Below are 11,372 nucleotides of genomic sequence, written 5' to 3'. Positions count from 1 at the left end.
CCGGGCATGCAGCCCGGCAGGCCTGCGCATGCGGTCCGGCCTGCCGGGGCGGCGGAGCTCTCAGGCGCGGGTGCGCAGGCGGAGCACCGTGTTCGCCGTCGCCCACACCAGCAGGCCGGCGCCGAGCATGTGCGCACCGACGAGGATCTCGGGCAGGCCGGTGAAGTACTGGACGTAGCCCACCAGGCCCTGGCCGAGCGAGACGGCGAGCAGCAGCCAGGCGGCCCGTCGGGCTCGGGCCAGGCCGTCGACGTCGGCACCCGCGCGGCCCGGGAGCCGGTGCAGCATCACCAGGACGGCGACGAGGGTGGCCACGAAGAGCCAGACGGTGGCCGAGTGCGTCCGGGTGACCGTCAGGGGATCGAGGGCGAGGCGGTAGCCGACCTCGTCGTCACCGGAGTGCGGGCCGGCGCCCGTGACCAGGACGCCCAGGACGACCACCGCGGCCATGAGGACCGTGAGCGCGCGCCCGGCCCAGGTGAGCAGGCGGGGCCCGACCGGTCGCGGGGGGCCGTCGCCCTCACCGTGGCGGTGGAGCAGGTACGCGCTGAACCACACCAGCGAGGCGGACACCCCGAAGTGCAGGGACACCCAGCCGGGGTGCAGCTCGAGCAGCACGACGACGCCGCCGATGAGGGCCTGGGCCGCCACTCCTGCCAGCGGGATGAACCCCAGCACGCGGTATTCCGGGGAGCGGCGGCGGTCGGTCCACACGAGCAGCAGGACGGCCAGGGCCACGATGCCGACCACGAAGGTCATGAGCCGGTTGCCGAACTCCACGTAGGGGTGGAAGGAGGTCGCCTCGTGCAGCACCGGGGTGAAGCTGCCCGGTTCGCAGTGCGGCCACGTGGAGCAGCCCAGCCCGGAGTCGGTCAGGCGGACGGCGCCACCGGTGACGATGATCGCGATCTGGGCGATCACGTTGGCGATCAGGATGCCGCGGGTCCAGCCGCGCACCGGGCCGAGGAGGTCTCGACGCTCACCGACGGTCGAGGACGTGGGGGTGCTCACGCCACCACGGTAGTCGGCGTCGGTACGACGACGTGACACGGGAGCGGCGTCACCGTGTGAGATTCGTCAGTGCCAGCGGAAGAGCCGCCCGGCCCCGGCCCCGAAGGCGGCGGTCCAGGCGAGCAGCACCATGATGCTCAGCGGGGGCACACCCGTCCCGAGCAGCGCCCCGCGCAGGCCCTCCCCGAGCGCCCCGGAGGGGAGGAACGCCGCGACGTGCGCCATCGCTCCCGGCAGCTCCGAGGGAGGCACGATGAGGCCGCCACCGACGACGAGCAGCACGAGCACGAGGTTGGCGACGGCGAGCACGCCCTCGGCGCGCAGCGTCCCGGCCAGGAGCAGGGCGAGGGCGGTGAACGCCGCGGTGCCGAGCAGCACCAGCCCGACGGCGGGCAGGATCCCGGGCAGGTGCGGGGACCAGCCGAGCGTGAGCGCGACGACGGCGATCACCACGACCTGCACGACCTCCACGGCGAGCACCCCGAGGATCTTGCCCGCGAGCAGCCCGCCGCGTCCCAGCGGCGTCGTCGCCAGCAGGCGCAGGACCCCGTTGCGCCGGTCGAACGCGGTGGCGATCGACTGCGACGTGAACGCCGTGGTGACGCAGGCCAGCGCGAGGATCCCGGGGGTCACGAAGTCCACCCGGGTCGTGCCGTGCGTGTCGAGCTCGACGAGGGAGGTGCGCACCAGGCCGACGAGCAGCAGGACGGGCACCACGACGGTCACCAGGAGCTGTTCGCCGTTGCGCAGGATCGCGCGCGTCTCGAACGACGCCTGCGCCGCGATGCGACGTCGGGCCGGTGCGGCACCGGCGGTGGGGGTGGTCGTCATCGGAGCTGCCGTCCTGTGAGGTCGAGGAAGACGTCCTCGAGGGTGCGTCGGCCCACGGACAGTCGGCGCGCGAGCACGTCCTTCTCGGCCAGCCAGCCGGCGACCGCGGCGACGGCGGCGGGCGACGCGTCCCCCGCGACCTGGTAGGCCCCGGGGTCCCGCTCGGTCACGGCCCAGTCACCGTCGGGCAGCGCGGCCGCGAGGTGTCCCGCCAGCGCGGCGGTGTCCAGCCCCGCTCGGGCCTCCAGGTGCAGGGTCGGTCCGGGGCCGTCGACGGCGGTGGCCAGCAGCTCGGGCACCGACCCGCTGGCGATGACACGTCCGTGGTCCACGACGTGCACCAGGTCGGCGAGGTCCTCGGCCTCGTCCATCAGGTGCGTGGTCAGCACGACGGCGACGCCCTCGTCGCGCAGCTCGCGCACCAGGTCCCACACCGCGTGCCGGGACTGCGGGTCCATGCCCGCGCTCGGCTCGTCGAGGAAGACGACCTCCGGCCGGCCCACGACCGCGGCGGCCAGGGCGAGGCGCTGCCGCTGACCGCCGGAGAGGCGGCGCACCGTGGTGCGGGCGAACGAGTCGAGCCCGAGGCGTGCCGCCAGCTCGCCGACGTCCCGGGGTGCCGCGTACATCGCCGCGACGTGACGCAGCATCTCCAGCGCGCGCACGCCGGTCGGCAGACCGCCGTCCTGCAGCATCACCCCGACCCGGGGGCGCAGCTCGACGGCGTCGGCGACCGGGTCGAGCCCGAGGACGCGCACCGAGCCGCCGTCGGGCGCTCGCAGGCCCTCGCAGCACTCGACCGTGGTGGTCTTGCCGGCGCCGTTGGGCCCGAGCACCGCCGTGACCGCTCCGGCGGTAGCCTGCAGATCGAGGCCGTCCACCACGTGGCGCCCGTCGTAGGTCTTGCGCAGCGATCGCACGACGACGGCAACGCCGAGTGGCGGATCGGTGGTGGGCACCCGAGGATTCTACGGAGTCGAGGAGAGCGGAGAGACCATGACCTTCTACACGTTCGCCCAGCCTGCCGATCTCGCCCAGCTGGCGCGGCGCATCTGGTACTGGCCCGTCGTGCGGGGGCTGCTCGCCGTGGTCTTCGGACTGCTGGCGGTGTTCCTGCCGGACAAGACGCCGGGCGTGCTGGTCCAGGTCTTCGGGGCGTTCGTCATCGTCGACGGCCTCGTCAGCCTGATCGACGGACTGCGGCGCAAGGGGACCCAGGCGGGTTCGGTGAGCACCGGGATCGGCGTCGTCGCGATCATCTTCGGCGTCGTCATGCTGTTCCTGCCGCAGGTCACGCTGACCCTCTTCCTGGCCCTCATCGCGATCTGGGCGCTGCTGTTCGGGCTGCTGCAGATCTTCGGCGCGATCGCGCTGCGGTCGCGCGGGGGCGGGTCCTGGGTCTGGGGTCTCGTCTCCGGGCTGATCTTCGTGGCGCTCGCGATCGTCTGCTTCGTGCGGCCCAGCGACGCGATCGAGTTCATGTCCGTGGTGGTGGGGATCTTCGCGATCGCCATCGGGGTGATGCTCGTGACGCTCGGCCTGCGGATGCGCAAGCTCGCCCAGCAGGCCGGGCCCGGCGACGACCACGACGTGATCGAGGGCGAGGTCATCGAGGGATGACGTCGATTGATGACGTCGAGGGATGACGTCTCCGTGACCGGCTGGTGAAACCTGTGTGACGTGCGTCGCACCCGGGCCCGGGACCAGGAGTTCCGCGGGTTCGGTGAGGCATGCCTTGCTTGACATCCTCCATTACGCAACAAGGATGTTCTGTAATAGACGAGGCTGTCCGGGCGATGAGCGCCCGGCGACGGACCGGGAGGTGAGCACGTGACGACAGCACCAGCGCCCGTCGCGGTTCCCTCTCCCGCCGTGCCCGCACCCGGTGCGGTCGCCGCCGGGGCGGACCTCGACGGCACGCGCCGTCGGGTGCTCGGTCTCGTCGCCACCGAGGGCCCGGTGACGGCCGCGGACCTCGCCGCCACCCTCGGCCTGACCTCGGCGGCCGTGCGCCGGCACCTCGGCTGCCTCGAGAACGAGGGCACCGTGACGGTGCACGACGCCGGCCCCGCCGCCGGCGCGGCCCGCCGCGGCCGCCCGGCACGCCGGTACGTCGTCAGCACGGCCGGCCAGGCCGAGCTCGGCGCCGAGGACGTCGAGCTGGCCACCCAGGCCATGCGGTTCCTGCGGCGCACCGCCGGTGACGAGGCGGTCGCCGCGTTCGCGGCCGAGCGCAACGACGCCGTCGTGCGCCGGTACGCCCCGCGACTCACCGCCCACGACCCTCGCGAGCGGGCCGAGCAGCTCGCCGGTCTCCTCGCGTCGGACGGCTACGCCGCCTCCGTGCGACCCGTCGTCGGGCCGCAGGTCCCCGTCGTCCAGCTCTGCCAGGGCCACTGTCCCGTCCAGCACGCCGCCGAGGACTTCCCCGAGCTGTGCGAGGCCGAGGCGCGGGCCTTCTCGGAGCTGCTCGGCACCCACGTCCAACGACTGGCCACCCTCGCAGGCGGAGCGCACGCCTGCGTCACCAACGTCCCGCTTGCTCCCCCACCCCCGCCGGCCGCTCGCGCGGCACGCAGGAAGGATCACGATGAGCGCTCCGACCCAGGACGCCGCCGCCCAGGCGGCGCTGTCGCAGAGCACCGACAAGCCCTCCGACGAGGAGATCATCGCCTCGATCGGCGCCTACGAGTACGGCTGGCGTGACAGCGACGTCGCCGGCGAGTCCGCCCAGCGCGGCCTCAACGAGGACGTCGTCAAGAACATCTCCACGCTCAAGAACGAGCCCGAGTGGATGCTCAAGGCGCGCCTGAAGGCGCTGCGCCTGTTCGACAAGAAGCCGATGCCCGGCTGGGGCGCGGACCTCACCGGCATCAACTTCGACTCGATCAAGTACTTCGTGCGGTCCACCGAGAAGCAGGCCACCAGCTGGGAGGACCTGCCCGAGGATATCAAGGCGACCTACGACCGGCTCGGCATCCCCGAGGCGGAGAAGCAGCGCCTCGTCGCCGGCGTGGCGGCCCAGTACGAGTCCGAGGTCGTCTACCACCAGATCCGCGAGGACCTGGAGGAGCAGGGCGTCATCTTCGTCGACACCGACACCGGCCTGCGCGACTACCCCGAGCTGTTCGCCGAGTACTTCGGCACCGTCATCCCGGCGGGCGACAACAAGTTCTCCGCGCTCAACTCGGCCGTGTGGTCCGGCGGCTCGTTCGTGTACGTCCCCCCGGGCGTGCACGTCGAGATCCCGCTGCAGGCCTACTTCCGGATCAACACCGAGAACATGGGCCAGTTCGAGCGGACGCTGATCATCGCCGACGAGGGCTCCTACGTGCACTACGTCGAGGGCTGCACCGCGCCGATCTACACCTCGGACTCGCTGCACAGCGCCGTCGTGGAGATCGTCGTCAAGAAGAACGCCCGCGTGCGCTACACGACCATCCAGAACTGGTCGAACAACGTGTACAACCTGGTGACCAAGCGCGCCACGGCCGAGGCCGGCGCCACCATGGAGTGGGTCGACGGCAACATCGGCTCCAAGGTCACCATGAAGTACCCGGCGATCTACCTGCTGGGGGAGCACGCCCGCGGCGAGACGCTGTCCATCGCCTTCGCCGGCGAGGGCCAGCACCAGGACGCCGGCGCCAAGATGGTGCACGCCGCTCCGCGCACGTCGAGCTCGATCGTGTCCAAGTCCGTCGCCCGCGGTGGCGGTCGCACGTCGTACCGCGGCCTGGTCCAGGTGCTCGAGGGCGCCACGGCCTCGGCCTCCAACGTCCTGTGCGACGCACTCCTGGTCGACCAGATCTCCCGGTCCGACACCTACCCGTACGTCGACGTCCGCGAGGACGACGTGTCCATGGGGCACGAGGCGACGGTGTCCAAGGTGAGCGCGGACCAGCTGTTCTACCTCATGTCCCGAGGCATGGACGAGACCGAGGCCATGGCCATGATCGTGCGCGGGTTCGTCGAGCCCATCGCGCGCGAGCTGCCCATGGAGTACGCGCTCGAGCTCAACCGCCTCATCGAGCTGCAGATGGAAGGGTCCGTCGGCTGAAATGACCGCAACAACAGATCTCACCACGGACCACTCGCGCGCCGTCGCCGACGGCGCGCACTCCCACGGCGTGGTCCCGGCCGGCTCCCGCGCGGAGCGCGTCACCTCCTTCGACCTGGCGGACATCCCCGTCCCGTCGGGCCGTGAGGAGGAGTGGCGCTTCTCCCCGGTGGCGCGCCTGCAGCCGCTGTTCGCCGAGGAGCTCGCGGCGGACGGGGTGACCGTCACGGTCGACCCCGCCCCAGAGGTCGAGGTCGAGACCGTCGCCGCCGGCGACGCCCGCCTCGGCCGGGCCGGCAAGCCGGGCGACCGCACCGCGGTCGCCGCCTGGAACGCCGTGGCCGAGGCCACGGTCGTGAGGGTGCCTGCCGAGGCCGTCGCCTCCGACGTCACCTCGGTGCGCGTCGACGGCACCTCCCAGGACGCCACCGCCAGCCACCTGGTCATCGAGGCCGAGCGGCACTCCGAGGCCGTGGTCGTCGTGGACCACCGCGGCCTCGCGCTGCTCAACCAGACCGTCGAGATCGTCGTCGGCGACGGTGCGCAGCTGACCGTGGTGTCCGTGCAGGACTGGGCCGAGGGTGCCGTGCACGCCTCGTCGCACCGGGCCGTCATCGGGCGCGACGCCAAGCTCAAGCATGTCGTGGTGACGTTCGGCGGCGACGTCGTGCGCATCACGCCGGACTCGACGTTCTCCGCCGAGGGCGGCGAGGTCGAGATGGTCGGGCTGTACTTCGCGGACGCCGACCAGCACCAGGAGCACCGCCTCTTCGTCGACCACGCCGTGCCGCGCTGCAAGTCGCGCGTCACCTACAAGGGCGCCCTGCAGGGTGCCGGCGCGCACACGGTCTGGGTCGGTGACGTGCTCATCCAGGCCGAGGCCGAGGGCACCGACACCTACGAGCTCAACCGCAACCTCGTCCTCACCGAGGGTGCGCGCGCCGACTCCGTGCCGAACCTGGAGATCGAGACCGGCGAGATCGACGGCGCCGGTCACGCGTCCGCCACCGGTCGGTTCGACGACGAGCAGCTGTTCTACCTCATGGCCCGCGGCATCCCCGAGTCGGACGCCCGCCGCCTGGTGGTGCGCGGCTTCTTCGCCGAGCTGATCGACGAGATCGGTGTCGCCTCCGTCGAGGAGCGCCTGCTGGCCTCCATCGAGGCGGAGCTGGAGAAGTCGATGAGCGTCATCACCGGCGTCCCCGCCGCGGAGTGAACGCATGAGCAAGCAGATCGCCTGCACGACCGACGACCTGGGACCCGAGGAGGCCTTGCTCGTCGAGCTCGACGGCACCTCCGGCACGGTCCCGGTCGCGGTCGTACGCGACGCCGACGGCGACTTCCACGCGATCAGCGACATCTGCTCCCACGGAGCGGTGTCGCTGTCCGACGGCGAGGTCGAGGGCTGCCTGGTGGAGTGCTGGCTGCACGGGTCCCAGTTCGACCTGCGCACCGGTCGGCCGCTGCAGCTCCCGGCCGTCCAGCCGGTGCCCGTCTACCCGGTGAGCGTCGAGGACGGCAACGTCCTGGTCGACGTCGACGCACCGGTCGCCGTCGCGTCCTGAACCCCCACTTTCACGAACAGACCTGGAGAACCACCTGATGTCCACCCTGGAGATCCGCGACCTGCACGTCAGCGTCGAGACCAAGGAAGGCCCCAAGCCGATCCTGCGCGGTGTCGACCTGACCATCAAGTCCGGTGAGACGCACGCCATCATGGGCCCGAACGGCTCGGGCAAGTCCACGCTCGCCTCGGCGCTCGCCGGCCACCCCAAGTACGAGGTGACCTCCGGCACCGTCACGCTGGACGGCGAGGACGTGCTCGCGATGAGCGTCGACGAGCGCGCGCGGGCCGGCCTCTTCCTGGCCATGCAGTACCCGGTGGAGGTCCCCGGCGTGTCCGTGGCGAACTTCCTGCGGACCGCCAAGACCGCCATCGCGGGCGAGGCCCCCGCCCTGCGCACGTGGGGCAAGGAGGTCAAGGGCGCGATGGAGAACCTCCGCATGGACCCGGCCTTCGCCGAGCGCTCCGTCAACGAGGGCTTCTCCGGCGGTGAGAAGAAGCGCCACGAGATCCTCCAGATGGAGCTCTTCAAGCCGCACTTCGCGATCCTCGACGAGACCGACTCGGGTCTCGACGTCGACGCGCTGCGCATCGTCTCCGAGGGCGTGAACCGCGCCAAGGAGACCACCGACGTCGGCGTGCTGCTCATCACGCACTACACGCGCATCCTGCGCTACATCCAGCCCGACTTCGTGCACGTCTTCGTCGACGGCCGGATCGCCGAGGAGGGTGGCCCCGAGCTCGCCGAGCGTCTCGAGGCCGAGGGCTACGACCGCTTCCTCACCACCGGTACCCCCGCGTCCGCCTGAGGACCTGCGATGACCGCCACCGACACCGTGCGCCCGGCGCAGAGCTTCACCGCGCGTGAGCTCGCCGCGATCCGGGCGGACTTCCCGCTGCTGGAGCGCACGGTGCGGGGCGGCCGCCCGCTGGTGTACCTCGACTCCGCCGCCACGTCGCAGAAGCCGAACGTGGTCCTGGAGGCCGAGGTCGACTTCTACGAGCAGCGCAACGCCGCCGTGCACCGCGGCGCGCACCAGCTCGCCGAGGAGGCGACCGAGGCGTTCGAGCAGGCCCGCGCCGCGGTCGCCGCGTTCGTCGGCGCCGACGTCGGCGAGATCGTCTGGACGTCCGGGGCCACGGCGGCCATCAACCTCGTGGCCTACGCGCTGGCCAACGCGACGGCCGGTCGCGGGGGAGAGGCGGCCGCCAGGTTCCGCCTCGCCCCGGGCGACGAGATCGTCGTCACCGAGGCGGAGCACCACGCCAACCTCGTGCCGTGGCAGGAGCTGTGCGCCCGCACCGGCGCCGTGCTGCGCTGGATCGGCGTGGGCGACGACGGCCGGCTCGACGTCGACGCCCTCGACGACGTCCTCACCGACCGGACCCGGGTCGTGGCGTTCGGCCACGTGTCCAACGTGACCGGCGCGATCGCCCCGGTGGAGCGGATCGTCGCCGCCGCGCACCGTGTCGGGGCGCTCACCGTGCTCGACGCGTGCCAGTCCGTGCCGCACCTGCCGGTCGACCTGCACGAGTTCGGTGTCGACCTCGCGGCGTTCAGCGCGCACAAGATGGTCGGCCCCACCGGGGTCGGTGCGCTGTACGGGCGACGCGAGCTGCTCGAGGCCATGCCGCCGGTGACGACCGGCGGGTCGATGGTCGAGGTCGTCACGATGGAGGCGACGACGTACGCGCCGCCGCCGCAGCGCTTCGAGGCCGGCACCCAGATGGTGGCGCAGGCCGTCGGCATGGGGGTCGCCGCCCAGTGGCTCGACGAGCTCGGCATGGACAAGGTCGCCGCTCACGAGACCGAGATCGCCGCCGAGCTGCTGCGGATCGCCGAGATCCCCGGCGTCCGCGTGATCGGGCCGCTCGACACCGCCGACCGGGTCGCGGTCGTCTCCTTCGTGGTCGACGGGGTGCACGCCCACGACGTCTCCCAGGTGCTCGACGACCGCGGCATCGCGGTGCGGGTCGGGCACCATTGCGCCCAGCCGCTGCACCGCCGGTTCGGCGTCGCCGCCACCGCGCGGGCGTCGGCGTCGGTGTACACCAGCGTCCAGGACGTCGTCGCGTTCCGGGAAGCGTTGGCCGGTGTGCGGGCGTTCTTCGGTGCGGAGTAGGAACATGCGGACACACCCGGCACGACGCAGGAGGGCAGCGCAGTGAGCTCGCTCGAGCAGATGTACCAGCAGGTGATCCTCGACCATGCCAAGCGCCCGCACGGGCGCGGCCTGATCGAGGTCGCCGCCGGCCACCTGGCCGGGGAGTCGCACCAGGTGAACCCCACGTGCGGGGACGAGATCACCCTGCGCGTGGACGTGCGTCCCGATGCGGACGGCGCCCGGCTGGCCGGCGTGTCCTGGGAGGGGCAGGGCTGCTCCATCTCGCAGGCCTCCGCCTCGGTCATGGCGGGACTCGTCGAGGGACAGGACCTGGCGGAGGTGGCTCGCCTCGACGCGCTGTTCCACGACCTCATGGCCTCGCGCGGCAAGGGGCTCACGGACGAGGGGGCGCTGGAGGCGCTGGGCGACGCCGACGCCTTCACCGGGGTCTCGCAGTACCCCGCCCGCATCAAGTGCGCGCTGCTCGGCTGGGCAGCGCTGAAGGACTCGCTGGCGCGCAGCGGCGCGCCGGTCCACGGACCTGGAGGTACCGATGACTGAGAACACCACCGAGCCGATGGCGACGCCGACCACGGCCGCGGACGTCGAGGAGGCGCTGCGCGACGTCATCGACCCCGAGCTCGGGATCAACGTCGTCGACCTCGGCCTCGTCTACGGGGTCGAGCTCGACCAGAACAACCACGCCACCATCGACATGACCCTCACGTCGGCGGCCTGCCCGCTGACGGACGTCATCGAGGACCAGGCCTCCCAGGCGCTGGAGGGAATTGTCACCGGCCAGCGCATCAACTGGGTGTGGATGCCGCCGTGGGGCCCGGAGAAGATCACCGACGACGGCCGCGAGCAGCTGCGCATGCTGGGGTTCAACGTCTGAGTCTCGGCGCCGGCCTGCGCACCCTGGCGCGGACCCGGCCCGGTCGAGCTCGTCCGGGCGGCCTCAGGACCGCCGGGCCGCCAGCGCGGTGAGTGCCCGCCGGCCAGTCCGGTGCGGCGCCGCTCGGCGCGCCGGGCGCGGCGGCGTGCCCGGCGGGTGGTCAGCGCGGTCAGGTCGTCCGGCGGGATCAGGTCGGCGGGGACGTCGGTGGTGGCGACGGTGGCGAACTGGGCTCGTTCGCGACGCTGGGCGACGATGAAGACGACGACCAGGACGACCAGGATCGGCAGCCCCTTGAGGACGCTCCCGACGACGGGGTTGGTCTCCAGCAGCGGTGAGTCGAACACGATGTGCAGGACGATCGCGACCAGCAGGGCTCCGACGAAGGCCGCGATGCGTCGGGCCAGGGACGCCGAGGCCGCGAAGGGGTAACCCACGCCGGCGCCGGAGATGGCGGTGAAGCTCGCGTGGTTCCACAGGCCCCCACCACTCCTCGCACGAGGAAGGACGCGACGGCGACAGGAAGCTCTCGACGGTCTCGAAGCCGAGGCCGACGACCAGGCCGAAGAACAGGCCGTCCATCGCCGAGTTGATGCGTGCGCCGGGGATGAGTGCCAGGGCGACCACCCCGAGGACCTTGAGCGGTTCCTCGACGACGCCGGCCTCGATGGCGGAAAGCCAGCCCTCGTCCAGGGACGCGAGGAGGATCTTGGCGAGCAGCTCGGTCGGGGCGTGGGAGGCTGCGGCCGCGAGCCCCGTGACGCCGAGGGCTCCCCGCAGGAAGCGCCGAGCATCGTCAGCGGCGATCGACGTTCGAAGTGCTCGAGGTGGTAGACGAAGGCCGCGAGGACCAGGGCGTACACCGTCCACAGGAGCAGGCTGACGAGGCCGGGGACGGGAGCGGCGACC

The 11,372-nt window shown here is 72.1% G+C and carries 13 protein-coding genes and 2 pseudogenes; 10 read left to right on the top strand and 5 right to left on the bottom strand.

Going from position 1 to position 11,372, the window contains the following annotated elements; translation table 11 throughout:
- Window positions 1-60 precede the first annotated feature (60 nt).
- The 3 genes from ACNHYB_RS04205 to ACNHYB_RS04195 form a co-directional block, all read right to left on the bottom strand.
- Window positions 61-1,011, bottom strand: coding sequence for a COX15/CtaA family protein (locus tag ACNHYB_RS04205; RefSeq protein ID WP_418277128.1), 951 nt, complete (start codon window positions 1,009-1,011; stop codon window positions 61-63).
- Between the two features lie 66 nt (window positions 1,012-1,077).
- Complete coding sequence (locus tag ACNHYB_RS04200; protein ID WP_418277127.1) at window positions 1,078-1,842, bottom strand: ABC transporter permease; 765 nt, start codon at window positions 1,840-1,842, stop codon at window positions 1,078-1,080.
- Entirely contained in the window at window positions 1,839-2,801 is a 963-nt protein-coding gene (locus ACNHYB_RS04195) for an ABC transporter ATP-binding protein (RefSeq protein ID WP_418277126.1), read from the bottom strand. Before ACNHYB_RS04195 ends, ACNHYB_RS04200 begins: the two co-directional genes overlap by 4 nt.
- Before the next feature lie 37 nt (window positions 2,802-2,838).
- On the opposite strand from ACNHYB_RS04195, the gene ACNHYB_RS04190 reads away from it, so the two are divergent.
- From ACNHYB_RS04190 to ACNHYB_RS04145, 10 genes are all read left to right on the top strand, one after another.
- Complete coding sequence (locus tag ACNHYB_RS04190) at window positions 2,839-3,462, top strand: HdeD family acid-resistance protein (RefSeq protein WP_418277125.1); 624 nt, start codon at window positions 2,839-2,841, stop codon at window positions 3,460-3,462.
- Between the two features lie 210 nt (window positions 3,463-3,672).
- Entirely contained in the window at window positions 3,673-4,548 is an 876-nt protein-coding gene (locus ACNHYB_RS04185; protein WP_418277124.1) for a helix-turn-helix transcriptional regulator, read from the top strand.
- Window positions 4,433-5,899, top strand: a complete 1,467-nt coding sequence (gene sufB, locus ACNHYB_RS04180) for a Fe-S cluster assembly protein SufB (RefSeq protein WP_418277123.1) — start codon at window positions 4,433-4,435, stop codon at window positions 5,897-5,899. The genes ACNHYB_RS04185 and sufB overlap by 116 nt, the downstream gene beginning before the upstream one ends.
- Window position 5,900: 1 nt before the next feature.
- Window positions 5,901-7,115 (top strand): Fe-S cluster assembly protein SufD, encoded by a 1,215-nt coding sequence (gene sufD, locus ACNHYB_RS04175; protein ID WP_418277122.1) that lies wholly within the window; start codon window positions 5,901-5,903, stop codon window positions 7,113-7,115.
- Between the two features lie 4 nt (window positions 7,116-7,119).
- Window positions 7,120-7,464: a non-heme iron oxygenase ferredoxin subunit gene (locus ACNHYB_RS04170; RefSeq protein ID WP_418277121.1), complete on the top strand. Its 345-nt coding sequence runs from the start codon at window positions 7,120-7,122 to the stop codon at window positions 7,462-7,464.
- A 37-nt stretch (window positions 7,465-7,501) separates the two neighbouring features.
- Window positions 7,502-8,272, top strand: coding sequence for a Fe-S cluster assembly ATPase SufC (gene sufC, locus ACNHYB_RS04165; RefSeq protein ID WP_418277120.1), 771 nt, complete (start codon window positions 7,502-7,504; stop codon window positions 8,270-8,272).
- 9 nt (window positions 8,273-8,281) lie between these two features.
- A complete protein-coding gene (locus ACNHYB_RS04160) occupies window positions 8,282-9,586 on the top strand; it encodes a cysteine desulfurase (protein ID WP_418277118.1) in 1,305 nt (434 codons plus the stop codon).
- 42 nt (window positions 9,587-9,628) lie between these two features.
- Window positions 9,629-10,129 (top strand): Fe-S cluster assembly sulfur transfer protein SufU, encoded by a 501-nt coding sequence (gene sufU / locus ACNHYB_RS04155; RefSeq protein ID WP_418277117.1) that lies wholly within the window; start codon window positions 9,629-9,631, stop codon window positions 10,127-10,129.
- Window positions 10,122-10,463, top strand: a complete 342-nt coding sequence (locus ACNHYB_RS04150; protein WP_418277116.1) for a metal-sulfur cluster assembly factor — start codon at window positions 10,122-10,124, stop codon at window positions 10,461-10,463. Before sufU ends, ACNHYB_RS04150 begins: the two co-directional genes overlap by 8 nt.
- Before the next feature lie 92 nt (window positions 10,464-10,555).
- Entirely contained in the window at window positions 10,556-10,801 is a 246-nt protein-coding gene (locus ACNHYB_RS04145) for a hypothetical protein (protein ID WP_418278088.1), read from the top strand.
- On the opposite strand, the pseudogene ACNHYB_RS04140 reads toward ACNHYB_RS04145, so the two are convergent.
- Window positions 10,781-10,900, bottom strand: a pseudogene (locus tag ACNHYB_RS04140) (hypothetical protein); the annotation flags it as partial. The gene ACNHYB_RS04145 and the pseudogene ACNHYB_RS04140 sit on opposite strands and share 21 nt — an antisense overlap.
- Window positions 10,901-11,045: 145 nt before the next feature.
- Window positions 11,046-11,333: pseudogene (locus tag ACNHYB_RS04135) on the bottom strand (PrsW family glutamic-type intramembrane protease); the annotation flags it as partial.
- Window positions 11,334-11,372 lie beyond the last annotated feature (39 nt).

It is taken from the genome of Isoptericola jiangsuensis (assembly GCF_048320105.1).
Lineage (GTDB): Bacteria > Actinomycetota > Actinomycetes > Actinomycetales > Cellulomonadaceae > Isoptericola > Isoptericola jiangsuensis_A.
This window is presented reverse-complemented; position numbering and strand designations above follow the sequence as displayed.